A 16,278-nucleotide genomic window follows, 5' to 3' on the forward strand; every position below is an offset into this window, starting at 1 on the left:
GCCTGGCGGCGCGCTTTGACAAGCAAACGGCCGCACATGGCGGCCGTTCGATGGGGTGCGATCAGGCGGCGAGGATCTTGTTCCACTCCGCAACGCGGTCGGCCTTGGCGGCCAGCACGGCGTCGGTGTCGCCTTCGATGGTGAGCGTGTTGATGGTGTCGCCCTGGGCAACGCTATCCACCACGTCCAGGCCCTGGGTAACCTTGCCGAACACGGTGTGCTTGCCGTCCAGCCACGGGGTGGCGGTGTGGGTGATGAAAAACTGGCTGCCGTTGGTGTTCGGGCCGGCATTGGCCATGGACAGCACGCCGCGCTCGTGGCCGACGCCATTGTTGGTTTCGTCTTCGAAGCGATAGCCCGGGCCGCCGCGGCCGGAACCTTCCGGGCAACCGCCCTGGACCATGAAGTCGGCGATGACGCGGTGGAAGCTCAGGCCGTTGTAGAAGCCGCGCTTGGCCAGGTTGACGAAGTTGGCGACGGTGAGCGGCGCCTTCTCCGGGTACAGCTCAACAACGATCGGGCCGCGGGACGTGTCGAAAGTGGCGATCAGGGACATGGAAATCCTTGCAGGTTCTGGGGTGATCAACAGCCCATTAGGATACACCCGGGCGCGTGGACGACCGCGCGGTTACGACCATGGTCCAAGGCCGTCGCCGGGCCTGGATCCGCCCGCCGTCACGCTGCCTGAATGGGGGATCTGAATTGCCTTCAGCTAATCCGCAACGGCAGCGCAACGAAACCGCTATAATATTCGGCTTACCTCATCTCAAGACTGGCGCCAGACAGGGGCCCTTTCCGCATGTCCATTGAAAAACTCCGCAATATCGCCATCGTCGCGCACGTCGACCATGGCAAGACCACCCTCGTCGACTGCCTGCTGAAGCAGTCCGGCACCCTGTCCGAACGCACCGTCTTGGCTGAGCGTGTGATGGACAGCAACGATCAGGAAAAGGAACGTGGCATCACGATCCTGGCCAAGAACACGGCCATCACCTGGCAGGGCAACCGCATCAACATCGTCGACACCCCGGGACACGCCGACTTCGGTGGCGAAGTCGAGCGCGTGCTGTCGATGGTGGACTCGGTGCTGATCCTGGTCGACGCGATGGACGGCCCGATGCCGCAGACGCGCTTCGTGACCCAGAAGGCCTTCGCGATGGGCTTCAAGCCGATCGTGGTGGTCAACAAGATCGACCGTCCCGGCGCACGTCCGGACTGGGTGATCGACCAAGTGTTCGACCTGTTCGACAAGCTCGGCGCAACCGACGAGCAGCTGGACTTCCCGATCGTCTACACCTCCGCATTGAACGGCTACGCCAGCCTGGATTCGGACGTGCGCGACGGCGACATGACCCCGCTGTACGAAGCGATCATGCAGCACGTGTCGGCACCGGACGTTGATCCGGACGGCCCGTTCCAGATGCGCATCAGCCAGCTGGATTACAACAATTTCGTCGGTGTGATCGGCATCGGCCGCATCCAGCGCGGCGTGTTGAAGAAGAACATGCCGGTCAGCGTGATCGACCGCGAAGGCAAGAAGCGTCAGGGCAAGGTGCTGCAGGTATTGGGCTTCCTCGGCCTGGAGCGTATCGAGCAGGACACCGCCGAGGCCGGCGACATCGTCGCCATCTCCGGCGTGGCCGAGCTGACCATCTCCGATACCGTGTGTGCGCTCGACGCCCCGGAAGGCCTGCCGCCGCTGACCGTGGACGAGCCGACCATCTCGATGACCTTCCAGGTCAACAACTCGCCGTTCGCCGGCAACAAGGACCTGTCCGGTGGCAAGTTCCTGACCAGCCGCCAGCTGCGCGATCGTCTGGACCGCGAGCAGGTGCACAACGTGGCACTGAAGGTCGAGGAAGGTTCCGACGCCGACAAGTTCCTGGTCTCCGGCCGTGGCGAACTGCATCTGTCGGTGCTGATCGAAAACATGCGTCGTGAAGGCTACGAACTGGCCGTGTCGCGTCCGGAAGTGATCATCAAGGAGATCGACGGCAAGCAGATGGAGCCGATCGAACAGCTCGTGGTGGACATCGAAGAACAGCACCAGGGCGGCGTGATGGAAAAGCTGGGCAGCCGCAAGGGCCAGCTGAAGAACATGGAATCGGACGGCAAGGGCCGCGTGCGTCTGGATTACATGATCCCGGCGCGTGGCTTGATCGGCTTCCAGAACGAGTTCCGCACCCTGACCCAGGGCTCGGGCCTGCTGTTCCACGTGTTCGACCATTACGGCCCGAAGGAACAGGGCGCCATCGCCAAGCGCCAGAACGGCGTGATGATTGCCAACGCACCGGGCGCCACTCCGGCCTATGCGCTGGGGCCGTTGGAAGAGCGTGGCCGTCTGTTCGCCGCTGAAGGCGACAACGTGTACGAAGGTCAGCTGATCGGTATCCACTCCAAGGACAACGATCTGACCGTCAACGCGATCAAGACCAAGCCGCTGACCAACATGCGTGCTTCGGGCAAGGACGATGCGATCAAGCTGACCCCGGCGATCAAGTACACGCTGGAGCAGGCACTGGACTTCATCGAGGACGACGAGCTGGTCGAAGTCACCCCGAAGGAAATCCGTCTGCGCAAGAAGGGTTTGACCGAAAGCGACCGTAAGCGCTCTGGCCGTTCGGGCTGAGTTACTGACTAAGCCACAGTCGTGAGCAACAAGCCTTACAGCCCGGATCCGCGCGCGCATCCGGGCCTCCACGCGATCGCCTTGCTAGAGGCGGTCAAGGGCGGGCTTGCGCTATTGGCGGCGACGGGCCTGGAAATTCTGGGCCCGCTCCCGCTGCAACATGCGGTCAGTACGCTGATTCGCCGCTTCAATCTGGATCCGGACCACGGCGCATTGCCGTCGTTACTCAAGACCATCAGCCCCGATGCGGTGCATCTGGCGGCCGCCGCAATGCTGGCCTACGGCCTGCTGCACGTGGTGGAAGCCTGGGGTCTGTGGCGTGCCAAGGCCTGGGCCTCGGTACTGGGCTGCCTGTCGGCGGCCATCTATCTGCCCTTCGATATCTACGCCATCGTCCGCCATCCTGGCTGGACCGCTTGGGCCGTGCTGGCGATCAACCTGATCGTGGTCGGCGTACTGGCACGCGATCTGGTCAAGCGCCGACGTCGCTGACCCTGCCTGCCCGTCCACGGGCGCGCAATCACGTTGTCACCCCGACGCAGCGACGTTAGCCTGCGGAAGGTCCCCCGCGGAAAACCACCATGCGCTTCACCACCCTGTCTTTTGCGCTGCTGCTGGCGTTGTGCGGCTGTGCGCATGCCGATGACACGATGCGTCCGGCAACCGACGCCGCTTCGGCTGCCAAACCGCTCGACCTGATCGATGCCGACGTCGCCGGCCTGCAAGCGCGCATGGCCCGGGGCGACACCACCAGCCTGGCACTGACACGCGCTTATCTGCAGCGCATCGACACCATCGACCGCGCCGGCCCCACGCTCAACGCCGTGATCGAGCGCAATGCGCAGGCCGAAACGGACGCCCACACCCTGGACGCAGAACGCGCCGCCGGCCGCGTGCGCGGACCGCTGCATGGCATCCCGGTGCTGCTCAAGGACAACATCGACGCGCTGCCGATGGTCAACAGTGCCGGCTCGCTGGCGCTGGCCGAGTTTCGCCCCAACCGCGATGCGTTTCTGGTGCAGCGCCTGCGCGCGGCCGGCGCGGTAATCCTGGGCAAAACGAATCTGAGCGAATGGGCCAACTTCCGTTCCACCCAATCCAGCTCCGGCTGGAGCGCCCGCGGCGGGCTGACCCGCAATCCCTATGCGCTGGATCGCAATCCGTGCGGCTCCAGCGCCGGCACCGGCGCAGCGATCGCTGCCAGTCTGGCCACGGTAGGCATCGGCACCGAAACCGACGGCAGCATCACCTGCCCGGCTGCGGTCAATGGCCTGGTCGGGCTCAAACCCACCGTCGGCCTGGTCAGCCGCGACGGCATCATTCCGATCTCGGCCAGCCAGGACACCGCCGGCCCGATGACCCGCAGCGTCGCTGACGCTGCCGCGTTGCTGCAGGCGATCGCCGCGCCCGATCCGCAGGACCCGGCCACACGCCATGCGCCGTCGTCCACACCGAACTATCTCGCCCACCTCAAGCCCGATGGCCTGCGCGGCGCGCGTCTGGGCCTGCTGCGCAATCCACTGCGCGAGGATCCCGCGATCGCCGCCGCATTGGATCGCGCCGTACAGACCTTACGCGCGGCCGGCGCCACGGTAGTTGAGACCGCCCTGGTCACGGATGGCAAATGGGATGCTGCTGAGCAGACGGTCTTACTGGTCGAATTCAAGGCCGGTTTGAATGCCTATCTGCGCAGCCACGCTGCGCCGATCAAAGATCTGGACGCGCTGATCGCCTTCAATCGCGCCAACGCGCAGCACGAAATGCCCTACTTCGGACAGGAATTGTTCGAGCAGGCGCAGGCTGCGCCCGGCCTGGAGGACCCGGGCTATCTAAGCGCGCGCGCCAGCGCCAGGCGGCTCGCTGGCGAGCAAGGCATCGACGCAGCCCTGAAAGCCGACCGCCTGGACGCACTGATCGTGCCGACCACCGGCGCTGCCTGGGTCACCACGCTTGGCAAGGGCGACACCTTTCCCGGCGCCGGCTACGGCGCCGCGGCAGTGGCCGGGTATCCCAGCCTGAGCGTGCCGATGGGGCAGACCCAGGGTCTGCCGCTCGGATTGCTGTTCATGGGCACCGCCTGGAGCGAGCCGCGCCTGATCGAACTGGCCTACGCCTATGAGCAACGCAGCCACGCGCGATTTGCGCCCAGCTACGCGCCAAGCGCACCGCCTGCGACACCGGCCGCACCGCAGCCGAAGGCGCCCGACTGACTGAGAATCTGCAAAGCAGCACTGGTCATCGATTGATGCGCATGCCGCACGCCGCACAACCGAATCTGCCGCAGCCTGTCGGCAGGCACAGCTAGATCGAGGCCGCAGGCTCGCCGTCTTCTGCACCTGGCGAACGCACGCTGTCCGGTACGATCGCTTCCTTCGCGCCTGATGACGGCTTTTCCTGCGTTGCAATTTCGGCGCGAATTCTGGGCAACGCATAGGCGTGCTCGCGGGTCAGAAAATCGATCATGCGTTCGCGCACCAGACAACGCAGATCGAACGCATCGCCGGAGTTGCGCGCGCTCACCAGCAAACGCACCTGGATGGTGTTGTCGCTGGTGTCGGTGATCTGGGTGACGCAGACGCGCCCATCCCATAGCGGCTCGCTGTGGCAGATGCGCTCCAGTTCCGCGCGCACTGCCGCAATCGGCGTGCGGTAATCCAGCCACAGGAACGCGGTACCGAGCAGGTCCGCACTGGCGCGCGTCCAGTTCTGAAACGGGTTTTCGATGAACCAGGTCAACGGGACCACCATGCGCCGTTCGTCCCAGATCCGCACCACCACGTACGAGCTGCCGATCTCTTCGATACGGCCCCATTCGCCTTCCACGATCACCACGTCGTCCAGGCGGATCGGCTGAGTCAGCGCAATCTGCAAGCCGGCGATCAGGTTGCCGAACACCGGCTTGGCCGCAATACCGGCCACCAGCCCGATGATCCCCGCCGACGCCAGCAGCGTCTTGCCGATCTGGCGCACCTGCTCAAAACCGAGCAGCACCACCGAGATACCGAGCAGGATCACCGTGCCCATCACCACGCGACTCAAGACCCGTGTCTGGGTCTGGATACGCCGCGCGGTGAGATTGTCCGACACCTCGATCGGATTGCTGCGCAGGATCGCCATTTCGCCGGCGGCGACCGCACGCACCAACAACCAGGTGACGCAGCCGACAATGCCGACATGCAACAAGTGCTGCACCGCGGCCAGCGCCTTGCCGGATAACGGCGTGGCCTCGGTGGCGATACCCAGAAACAGCAGCGGCAGAATAAAGGCCGCCGGCAGCGTGACCACGCGAATGATGCGTGCGCGACGGTAATCGCGGCCCTGCATGCGGCGAAACAGCCACAGCATCAGCGACCAGGTAACGACGCCCGCCAGCAGCGCGGCGCCCAGCGGGATTGCGTATTCGCGGATGACGTTCCAATCGGCAGTCAAACCGTTCCTCCTGTGGGGGGAAAGAGGGATGGCTGCAAGAGCATGCCGCATGCGGCATGAGCATCACGTCATACGCACAGTGACTTCATGCGCCCAGCGGCTGCGATGCCACCTGTTGCTGCTTGCGCACGATCGCCATCGCGATTTCCAGCGACTGCTCGTAGTTCAAGCGCGGGTCCACGCTGGAGCGATACGCACGCTCCAGATCGCGCTCGGTCAACTCGCGCGCGCCGCCAGTGCATTCGGTGACATCTTCGCCGGTGAGTTCCAGATGCACGCCACCCAGCCGCGTGCCGGCCGCCGCATGCAGATCGAACGAAGTTTCCACTTCGCTGCGAATATTGTCGAAACGCCTTGTTTTATAGCCATTTCCGGTGCTTTCGGTGTTGCCATGCATCGCATCGCAGACCCATAGCACGCGTCGGCCATCGCGTTTGACTGCATCCAGCAACGGCGGCAGTTTCTCGGCAATCTGCGTGGCACCCATGCGATGGATGAAACTCAGGCGGCCAGGTTCGTCTTCCGGATTGAGCACATCGATCAGGCGCAGCAACTGATCCGGCTGCACCGACGGCCCCACCTTGATCGCGATCGGATTGCGCACGCCACGCAGATACTCCACGTGTGCGCCATCCAGCGCCGCGGTACGCATGCCAATCCACGGGTAGTGCGTGCTGAGATTGAACCAGCCCCACTGGCGCGGCACCTGCCGGGTCAGGCCTTCTTCGTACGGCAGCAACAATGCTTCGTGCGATGTGTAAAAGTCGATGCGATTGAGGTTGTACACCTCCGATCCGGACAGGGTTTCCATGAAGCGCACCGCATCGCCGATCGACGCCACCATCTTCTGGTAGTCCGCCGCCAGCGGCGAATAGCCCACCCAATCCAGATTCCAGTATTCGGGGTGATGCAGGTCGGCGAAGCCGCCATCGATCAACGCGCGCACGAAGTTCATCGTCATCGCCGAACGCGAGTGCGCGGTAATCATGCGGCGCGGGTCAGGCACACGCGCCGCCTCGGTGAAGGCCGGCGCATTGATCACATCGCCGCGGTAGCTGGGCAAGGTCACGCCATCGCGCGTTTCGGTATCGGCCGATCGCGGCTTGGCGTACTGCCCGGCAAAGCGCCCTACCCGCACCACCGGCAGGTGCAGGCCATGCACCAGCACCAGGCTCATTTGCAGCAGCACTTTCAGCCGATTGGAGATCGTGCCCGACTCGCAATCGCTGAAGTTCTCCGCGCAATCGCCGCCCTGCAGCAGGAAGCGCTTGCCCTCCTGCGCTTCTGCCAGCTGGCGCTTGAGCGCGAAGATCTCCCAGGAGGTCACCAACGGTGGCAACTGCCCCAACTCGTCCATGGCGCTCTGCAGTGCGGCTTGATCCGGATACACCGGCAGCTGCAGCGCGGGTTTGCCACGCCAGCTACCGGGCGCCCACGCCGAGGCAGCGGAATCGGAAACGGGAGAAGGGGAGGAAAGATTCATGGCAACAGCACTCCTGGACAGCCTGCGATGGTGGCAGAGCCGGCGCGTCCCGCAAAGCGCTCTGCACCGATGCCGCCCAGGGACGAAAGCACTGTTGGCGCGGCAACGCCTGCCAAGCGGTCGCGAGCGACTGAACCGCAAGCAAAGCCATCGGCCCAGGCATGACTTTCGGCCTACGCTAGCGCCCGCCCGTAAGCAGAATGTTAAGAGGTAACACCCTCCTCCCTAGCCGTCCTGCGACCGCCATGACCCCTCGCCGCCTCCCAGCCGCCATCGTTTCCATCCTGCTGTCTTCCTGTGCCGGTACCGCAATCGCCGCAGATGCCGTTGCCGACAAAACCACCGATCTGGACACCGTCAACGTAATCGCCAAGCTCGAAGCGGCGCGCAACGCCTTGTCCCCGGATATCGGCAGCAGCCAGTACACCATCACCGCCAAAGACATCGACCGCCTCCCACTCGGCGCCTCCACACCGCTCAACCAGGTGCTGCTGCAGGCGCCGGGCGTGGTACAGGACTCGTACGGCGGCATTCACGTGCGCGGCGATCATGCCAACCTGCAGTACCGCATCAATGGCGTGATGCTGCCCGAATCCATCTCCGGCTTCGGCCAGAGCCTGGAGCCGCGCATCATCAAGAACCTCAAACTGCTCGATGGCGCCTTGCCCGCGCAGTTCGGCGACCGCACCGCCGCAGTTGTCGACATCACCACCAAAAACGGCGCCGAGCTGGGCAATGGCGGCAGCATCGGCATCACCGGCGGCTCCTACGACACCGTCAATCCAAACGCCTCGCTGTGGGGCAGCAGTGGGCGCTGGAGCTGGTTCGTGACCGGCGACTACGAACAGAACAGCCACGGCCTGGAAAACCCGGTCGACAGCCGCTCGCCGGAACACGACAAGACCCATCAGGGCAAAGGCTTTGCCGATCTGAGCTATCTGATCGACGAAAATACCCGCCTCAGCCTGTTGGTCGGCTATGCCAACAATCGCTTTCAGATCCCCAATAATCCCGGCCAGACTCCGGCCTTCGATTACCTTGGCACCACCGATTTCGATTCCTCGCGCCTGGACGAAAACCAGCGCGAAACCACCCGTTTTGGCACCTTGGCACTGCAGGGCACACTCGGCGGCACCAGCTATCAGCTGTCGGCTGGCCAGCGTTACAGCAGCGTCGCCTTCTCGCCCGATGTGGCCGGCGACCTGATCTTCAACGGCATCGCCTCGCAGGTGGACCGCAGCAATCGCGCCAACACCGTGCAGGCGGATTTCTCCACGCCCTGGGGCAATGCGCACACGCTGCGCTATGGCCTGTACGGCAATTTTGAACATGCCATCGCCAGCAACAATTCTTTTGTCTTCCCGGCCGATGCCGACGGCAACCAGAGCAGCAACGTGCCGGTGTTCATTGCCGATGGCAGCCGCTTCCACGCCAGCACGTACGCGCTGTATCTGCAGGACGAATGGAAGATCGGCGACGACTGGACCGTCAACTATGGCGTGCGTGGCGACCGCTACAAAGCCTTCGGGGCAAGCGAGGGCCAGCTCAGCCCGCGCCTGGGCGTGGTCTGGACAGCAAGCGACAGCACCACCGTGCATGCGGGCTACGCGCGCTACTTCACGCCGCCTGCCAGCGAGCTGATCTCTACCAGCGATATCGCGCTGTACGACGGCACCACCAACCAGCAGTCCACCGGCGGCGGACCGACCACGCCGCTCAGCGAACGCAGCGATTACTACGACCTCGGCATCTCGCAAGTGGTGAGCGAGCACCTGACTTTGGGCCTGGACACTTACTACCGCAAAGCCGACCGGTTGCAGGACGAAGGCCAGTTCGGCGCCGCTTATGTCTATTCCACCTTCAACTACCGCAACGGCCGCATCCGTGGTGCCGAGTTCAGCGCTGACTACAGCAATGGCCCGGTCACCGCGTACTTCAATCTGGCCTACAGCAAAGCGATGGGCAAACAGGTCCTGACCAGCCTGTACAACTTCGACCCGGACGCATTGGCGTACGCGCAAAACAACTGGATCCATCTGGACCACGACCAGAAGCTGACCTCCTCCGGCGGCATCACCTACGCCATCAGCGACAGCAGCCGGATCGGTGCGAATTACCTCTATGGCAGCGGCCTGCGTACCGATACCGACACCGTGCCCAATGGCGGCGAACTGCCCTCGTACTTCCAGTTGAATCTCAGTGCAGGGCACGATTTCGCGCTTACCGCGCATCCGCTGCACGCGCAGCTGGCCGTCCTCAACGTGCTCGATCGCAGCTACCAGCTACGCGACGGCGGCGGCATCGGCGTGTTCGCCCCGCAATGGGCGCCGCGCCGTGGTGTTTACCTGAGTCTGCAGCAGACATTCTGAGCGCAACACGCGGCGCACCGGTAACTGCGCAACGCAGCAAAAGGACCTGGTCGATTCCGGGTCCTTCTGCTTTTTCAGGCACAACGAAAATCAGGGTATTGGATCTGAATGGTCAAACGCCTGTACCTGCCATGTCGCCGGCTCAAGCTCAGCGCTTCGGCGCGTCGTAACGTCCATATCAACGTAACGCCTTGCCCAGGCGCCGCCCAGCGCGTGCCGGTGCCATCGCTGACGCAATCGGCCGAGCTCACCAAAGCCCCGAGCTCAACCAAACCAGCCGCATCACCTGTGCGCAACGCAACGCACAGGCTCGCGCGACGAGTAACGGCCGGCGAGCGGAGAGTGAGCGCGCAGCGCACTGCGCACAGAAGCGGACTGCTTACAGAACGCGATTTCGCGCAGCGGTCCTACTGCCCAGGTCATCGGAGCAGTTCTCTCGCTGGCGACCAACGTCCGTCAGTGATGCACAGACGTCCGGCGTGCTTTGAAGCCTGCGTACAGCGCCCACAAGGCCAGCGACACGAACCAGACCATGCTCCACATCGGCATGCTCAGGCCCAGAAACCGCCAGTCGATATTGCCGCAATCCCCGGTGCCGGTCAGCACGGTGCGGAACACTTCGAACGGCCCCATCGTCTCGCTCAGAAAGCTCAGCGGCGGGCCGCATGACGACATCATGTCCTTGGGCCGGATCTGCACCCAGACGTGCCGTGCCGCGATACCCATACCCACACCGGCGGCGATGAAACTGAGCACGCCATATACCTTGCGCCCACCAGCAGCACGCGGCCCATGCAGCGCACCCAGCAAGAAAAACACAGCCAACGCCGCAAACGCGATCCGCTGAAAAATACACAGCGGGCAAGGCTCGAGCCCCAGGTGTAATTGCACATAGATCGCGTAGGCCAGCAGTCCTGCGCAAGCAACAAACCCCAACAGAAACTGTGCCCGGAAACCCCAACGGAATGGATTCATCGTGACCGCTTGCCTAGGACCAAGGCGTCGATTATCAGCCATGACCGCCGCCATGACCACGGATGCATGCGTCTGACGGAGCGCCTGCTGCGAAGCGCTGCAACACCTCTGTGGTGCTGTCGGCCTTATCTCTTGGGTGCAGAGCACTCAGGCGAACCCAAAGATGGTGGAGCCATCCAGATCACTCCGCGGGGATGATGATTGGGGTCAGGCATGAACAGGTGACGCACATTGACCACATCACCGCTAACTGCCTGACACGGACACAGATGAAGGCGTTACACGGGGAATCCGCCCCCCATCTCTGCGCTCTCCACTAGGTCCTTGGGAGCCCAACGGATGCCGGAAACAAGCCGTCGACCCACGCCCCGCCCGAGACGTCGGTGGCTCTCACTTGATCTGCGGCGCGCCGCTCCAGCGCCCCAATACGGCCTCGCCTATCCCCACACACCCCGACTCCCCCGGGTTCCAAACTCGCATTTCTGCCTCCAAACCCAGGCGACACGAACTGGCGGATTCTTCAACCCATGCAGGCAGTACCGCAGCGCCACGTAATCACGCCAAACCAGCCGCGCACCCCAAGCCGCGTCGATCGATAATCCAAACGTCCCAATAAAAAAGCCCGGCGTGAGCCGGGCTTTTTCGAGAATCTGTGTGAAGCGATCCGATTACTCGGCCACTTCTTCTGCCACGACCGGACGGTCGACCAGCTCGACATAGGCCATCGGCGCATTGTCACCGGCACGGAAGCCGGCCTTCAGGATGCGCAGGTAGCCGCCGGGACGGGTCGCGTAACGCGGGCCCAGTTCGACGAACAGCTTGCCCACGGCTTCCTTGTCGCGCAGGCGAGCAAACGCCAGACGACGATTGGCCACGCCATCGACCTTGCCGATGGTGATCAGCGGCTCGGCGACGCGACGCAGTTCCTTGGCCTTCGGCAAGGTGGTCTTGATCAGCTCGTGCTTGAACAGCGAAGCCGCCATGTTGCGGAACATGGCTTCGCGGTGCGCGCTGGTGCGGTTGAACTTACGACCGGATTTCTGGTGACGCATGAGTGTGATTTCCTAAGGAATGTTGAGACTACTGAGAGACGTTGTCGCCATCCTGGCGCTGTTGAATGGACTGCGGTTGGTCCGAACCGGCCGTCCTTCGACCGGGTGTCATCGCGGGCTTTGGCCCGTCGATGTGGAAAAACAAACATGGGCGCCCGAAGACGCCCATGCCTTGAAACATTAACCAAGCATGCCGTGCTGGGCGACACCGGCCGGCGGCCAGTTTTCCAGCTTCATGCCCAATGCAAGGCCGCGCTGTGCCAGCACTTCCTTGATTTCGGTCAGCGACTTCTTGCCCAGATTCGGCGTCTTGAGCAGCTCCACTTCGGTCTTCTGGATCAGATCGCCGATGTAGTAGATGCTCTCGGCCTTGAGGCAGTTGGCCGAACGCACGGTCAGCTCGAGGTCGTCGATCGGGCGCAACAGCACCGGATCCACGCCGCTGGCAGCCGGCTTGGCCGCACCGCGATCGCGGTGGGTGAAGTCACCGAACACCGACAGCTGATCGCTGAGGATGTCGGCGGCGGTGCGCACGGCTTCCTCGGCATCGATCGTGCCGTTGGTTTCGATATCGATGACCAGCTTGTCGAGGTCGGTGCGCTGTTCGACACGTGCAGCTTCCACGGCGTAGGCAACGCGACGTACCGGCGAGAACGACGCATCCAGCATCAGACGACCGATGGTACGGGTCTCTTCGTCCGGACGACGACGTGCAGCAGCCGGCTGATAGCCGAACCCACGCTCGATCTTCAAACGCATGTTCAGTGCGGTGTCTTTGGTCAGGTGGCAGATCACGTGGTCACCGTTGATGATCTCAACGTTGTGATCGGTCCTGATGTCGGCCGCAGTGACCGTACCCGGACCCTGCTTGGACAGCGAAAGCGTGGCGCTGTCACCACTGTGCATACGAATCGCCACGTCTTTCAGGTTCAGCAGGACGTCAAGCACGTCTTCCTGCAAACCCTCGACCGTGGTGTACTCGTGCAGCACGCCGTCGATTTCGACCTCGGTAATCGCAAAACCGGGGATCGACGACAACAGCACACGACGCAGGGCATTGCCCAGCGTGTGCCCGTAACCGCGCTCCAAGGGCTCGATCACGACCTTGGCACGGTTGTCGGTAAGACGTTCGATCTGCGGACCACGAGGGCGCAGAACCTGGTTGGCGGTAACCGTCATGTTGCGGGGTCTCCTGCGAACCTCCGGCAGTGCCGGAGGCTCTCCAATGTGAATTACTTCGAATACAACTCGACGATCAGCGCTTCGTTGATATCCGAAGGCAGGTCAGCGCGATCCGGCACGGCCTTGAACACGCCGCTGAACTTCTTCGAATCGACTTCGACCCACGACGGCGTCATGTCGTGCTGCTCAGCCACGGTCAGGGCTTCCTGCACGCGGAGCTGCTTCTGTGCCTTTTCCGACAGCGTGATCGCATCGCCAGCCTTGATCTGGTACGAAGCCAGATTCACCGACTTGCCATTGACCAGCACGCCACGGTGCGACACCAGCTGGCGCGCGGCCGGACGGGTGACGGCAAAGCCCATGCGGTAGCAGACGTTGTCCAGACGGGTTTCCAACAACTGCAGCAGGTTCTCGCCGGTGTTGCCCTTCTTGGTCGAGGCCTTCTTGTAGTAGTTGCGGAACTGACGTTCCAGCAGACCGTAAATACGCTTGACCTTCTGCTTTTCACGCAGCTGGGTAGCGTAGTCGGAGAGCTTGCCCTTGCGAGCCGCGCCGTGTTGGCCGGGCTTCTGCTCAAGCTTGCACTTGGAGTCCAGCGCACGCGCCGGGCTCTTGAGGAAAAGGTCGGCGCCTTCACGGCGCGCGAGCTTACAGGTAGGACCGATATAACGAGCCATTTCTTATCGCTCCCTTTAGACGCGACGCTTCTTCGGCGGACGGCACCCGTTATGCGGGATTGGCGTCACGTCGATGATGTTGGTGATCTTGTAGCCCACGTTGTTCAACGAACGCACGGCCGACTCACGGCCCGGACCCGGACCCTTGATACGTACTTCCAGCGACTTCACGCCGTAGTCGAGCGCAGCGCGGCCAGCCTTTTCGGCGGCAACCTGAGCGGCGAACGGGGTCGACTTACGCGAACCACGGAACCCGGCGCCGCCGGACGTAGCCCACGACAAGGCGTTGCCCTGGCGATCGGTGATGGTGACGATGGTGTTGTTGAACGAAGCGTGGACGTGAGCGACGCCGTCAGTGATGACGCGCTTGATCTTCTTCTTCGTTTTCTTTTCTGCTGGCTTTGCCATGATCTATCCCTTACTTCCTGATCGCCTTGCGCGGACCCTTACGGGTGCGGGCGTTGGTACGGGTGCGCTGACCACGCAGCGGGAGACCACGGCGATGACGCAGACCGCGATAGCAGCCCAGGTCCATCAGTCGCTTGATCGCGATACCGATTTCGCGGCGCAGGTCGCCTTCGACGACATACTTGCCGACTTCGGCGCGCAGGCGCTCGATTTCGGGTTCGGACAGATCACGAATCTTCGTGGTAGAGGTAACGCCTGCGGATTCGCAGAGCTTCTTCGAACGGGTACGGCCGATGCCGTAGATGCTTTGCAACCCGACCCAGACGTGCTTCTGGGCTGGCAGGTTGACGCCTGCAATACGCGCCATGACGCGATTCTCCAACTGAGTGATGGCCCGACAGCGCCCAGGCGCCATCCGGCAGGATGGATCAAAAAGTGAACTCGGAATTATAGCAAGGCCTCGGATTGCTTTGAAGCCCGTGGAACCAGAAGTTCCATGGACCCGGCGTGGGGAGTGTGCCCTCGCTCCGGCGCCGGACGGTGTTGATCCAGAAAACTTCTCCGAATCGCCTGTGCTACTCCCGCACAGGACCACCCCGTCACACCCGCGCGCGAGACGTCGCGCGAGCCGCCCTTCTGATCGGAAGATCGTGGCCCGGGAACCAGGCCGTCTTCACGTAATGAAGATCTAGTGTACCACTTAACCGCGAGCGAGACCGCCGCGCGAGCCGCCCTTCAGGTTGGCCTTCTTCAGCAAGCTCTCATACTGATGCGACATCAGGTGCGCCTGGATCTGTGCAATGAAATCCATCACCACCACCACCGCAATCAACAGCGAGGTGCCGCCGAAGTGAAACGACGTGCCGAGCTGCGTGCGCATGATTTCCGGCAGCAAGCAGACGATCACCAGGTACAACGAACCCGCCGCTGTCAGCCGCGTCAGCACGCCATCGACATAATCGGCCGTGGCCTTGCCCGGACGGATACCCGGAATCAACGCGCCAGACTTCTTGAGGTTGTCGGCGGTTTCCTGCGAGTTGAATACCAGCGCCGTGTAGAAGAACGCGAAGCCGATGATCAGTGCCGCGAACACCAACATGTGAACCGGCTCACCCGGCCCAAGCGCATTTGCGATCTTCTGCAGCCACGAACCTACACCACTACCCGATGCAGCCTGACCGGACCACATCGACAACGTGGCCGGAAATGCCAGGATACTCGACGCGAAGATCGGCGGAATCACGCCTGCCATATTGAGCTTCAACGGCAGGAATGAGGTCTGATTCATATACGCATTGCGACCGCCCTGACGCCGCGCGTAGTTGACTGTAATGCGCCGTTGCCCGCGTTCGACGAACACAACAAACAGCGTAAACGCCAGGATGGTGATGACGATCAGCAACAGCGAGATGAAGCTCAGGTTGCCTTCGCGGAATGCTTCGACGGTTTGAATCGCTCCCGACGGCAGACCAGCAACGATGCCGGCAAAGATGATCAGCGACACGCCGTTACCGATACCGCGCTCGGTAACCTGCTCGCCAACCCACATCAAAAAGATAGTGCCGGCGGTCAACGCAATCACTGCGGTCAACACGAAGCCCATACCTGGCGCGTAGACAACCGGAGCGCCGCCTGGCGCCGTCTGATTCTGCAACGCGAGCGCGATACTGCCGCCCTGCACTACCGCCAGAAGCACCGCGCCGATACGCGAATATTGGGTGATCTTGCGTCGACCCGACTCGCCTTCCTTCTGCATCGCCTTGAGGGCGGGAAAGATGTGCGTAGCCAACTGAATCACGATCGATGCCGAAATGTACGGCATGACGTTCAATGCAAAAATGCTGAAACGGTGCAGGGCGCCGCCCGAGAACATGTTGAACATGTCCACGATGCCGCCACCCTGCGCCTGCATCAACGAAAGCATGGCATCGGGATTCACGCCCGGCACCGGCACATAGCAGCCGATGCGATAGACGATCAATGCCCCGAGGACGAACAGTAGCCGCTGACGAAGTTCCGTGAACTTGCCGAGCCCGCCACCGAGGTTACCAATGCCAGCCTGCGCCATCTGCCG

General features: G+C 62.7%; 14 protein-coding genes. 4 read left to right on the plus strand and 10 right to left on the minus strand.

The window, feature by feature from the left end; all coding sequences use genetic code 11:
* Positions 1-61: 61 nt before the first annotated feature.
* A complete protein-coding gene (locus tag ASF90_RS03990) occupies positions 62-556 on the minus strand; it encodes a peptidylprolyl isomerase (protein ID WP_055846084.1) in 495 nt (164 codons plus the stop codon).
* Between the two features lie 243 nt (positions 557-799).
* On the opposite strand from ASF90_RS03990, the gene typA reads away from it, so the two are divergent.
* From typA to ASF90_RS04005, 3 genes are all read left to right on the plus strand, one after another.
* Positions 800-2,629: a translational GTPase TypA gene (gene typA / locus ASF90_RS03995; protein WP_055846087.1), complete on the plus strand. Its 1,830-nt coding sequence runs from the start codon at positions 800-802 to the stop codon at positions 2,627-2,629.
* A 21-nt stretch (positions 2,630-2,650) separates the two neighbouring features.
* A complete protein-coding gene (locus tag ASF90_RS04000; RefSeq protein WP_055846090.1) occupies positions 2,651-3,121 on the plus strand; it encodes a DUF2127 domain-containing protein in 471 nt (156 codons plus the stop codon).
* A gap of 104 nt (positions 3,122-3,225) precedes the next feature.
* Positions 3,226-4,839: an amidase gene (locus ASF90_RS04005; RefSeq protein WP_201782814.1), complete on the plus strand. Its 1,614-nt coding sequence runs from the start codon at positions 3,226-3,228 to the stop codon at positions 4,837-4,839.
* A 91-nt stretch (positions 4,840-4,930) separates the two neighbouring features.
* Here ASF90_RS04005 and ASF90_RS04010 read toward each other — a convergent pair whose 3' ends face one another.
* A complete protein-coding gene (locus ASF90_RS04010) occupies positions 4,931-6,058 on the minus strand; it encodes a mechanosensitive ion channel domain-containing protein (protein ID WP_055846095.1) in 1,128 nt (375 codons plus the stop codon).
* Positions 6,059-6,143: 85 nt separating this feature from the next.
* On the minus strand, positions 6,144-7,541 hold the full coding sequence (locus ASF90_RS04015) for a 3-deoxy-7-phosphoheptulonate synthase class II (protein ID WP_055846098.1): 1,398 nt from the start codon (positions 7,539-7,541) through the stop codon (positions 6,144-6,146).
* Positions 7,542-7,786: 245 nt separating this feature from the next.
* On the opposite strand from ASF90_RS04015, the gene ASF90_RS04020 reads away from it, so the two are divergent.
* Complete coding sequence (locus ASF90_RS04020) at positions 7,787-9,910, plus strand: TonB-dependent receptor (protein ID WP_055846101.1); 2,124 nt, start codon at positions 7,787-7,789, stop codon at positions 9,908-9,910.
* A gap of 456 nt (positions 9,911-10,366) precedes the next feature.
* Here the strand turns inward: ASF90_RS04020 and ASF90_RS04025 are convergent, their stop codons facing one another.
* The 7 genes from ASF90_RS04025 to secY all read right to left on the minus strand — a co-directional run bounded on the left by ASF90_RS04025 (position 10,367) and on the right by secY (position 16,272).
* Positions 10,367-10,885, minus strand: a complete 519-nt coding sequence (locus tag ASF90_RS04025) for a disulfide bond formation protein B (RefSeq protein ID WP_055846102.1) — start codon at positions 10,883-10,885, stop codon at positions 10,367-10,369.
* A gap of 668 nt (positions 10,886-11,553) precedes the next feature.
* Positions 11,554-11,937, minus strand: coding sequence for a 50S ribosomal protein L17 (rplQ, locus tag ASF90_RS04030; RefSeq protein ID WP_003486665.1), 384 nt, complete (start codon positions 11,935-11,937; stop codon positions 11,554-11,556).
* 180 nt (positions 11,938-12,117) lie between these two features.
* Positions 12,118-13,116 (minus strand): DNA-directed RNA polymerase subunit alpha, encoded by a 999-nt coding sequence (gene rpoA, locus ASF90_RS04035; protein WP_002811635.1) that lies wholly within the window; start codon positions 13,114-13,116, stop codon positions 12,118-12,120.
* Positions 13,117-13,169: 53 nt separating this feature from the next.
* Complete coding sequence (gene rpsD, locus ASF90_RS04040; RefSeq protein WP_055846106.1) at positions 13,170-13,796, minus strand: 30S ribosomal protein S4; 627 nt, start codon at positions 13,794-13,796, stop codon at positions 13,170-13,172.
* 15 nt (positions 13,797-13,811) lie between these two features.
* Positions 13,812-14,204: a 30S ribosomal protein S11 gene (rpsK, locus tag ASF90_RS04045; RefSeq protein WP_003486671.1), complete on the minus strand. Its 393-nt coding sequence runs from the start codon at positions 14,202-14,204 to the stop codon at positions 13,812-13,814.
* A 10-nt stretch (positions 14,205-14,214) separates the two neighbouring features.
* A complete protein-coding gene (gene rpsM, locus ASF90_RS04050; protein ID WP_003486672.1) occupies positions 14,215-14,571 on the minus strand; it encodes a 30S ribosomal protein S13 in 357 nt (118 codons plus the stop codon).
* A 333-nt stretch (positions 14,572-14,904) separates the two neighbouring features.
* Positions 14,905-16,272, minus strand: coding sequence for a preprotein translocase subunit SecY (gene secY, locus ASF90_RS04055; RefSeq protein WP_023902825.1), 1,368 nt, complete (start codon positions 16,270-16,272; stop codon positions 14,905-14,907).
* Positions 16,273-16,278: the final 6 nt, after the last annotated feature.

This window comes from Xanthomonas sp. Leaf148, assembly GCF_001423585.1.
GTDB lineage: Bacteria > Pseudomonadota > Gammaproteobacteria > Xanthomonadales > Xanthomonadaceae > Xanthomonas.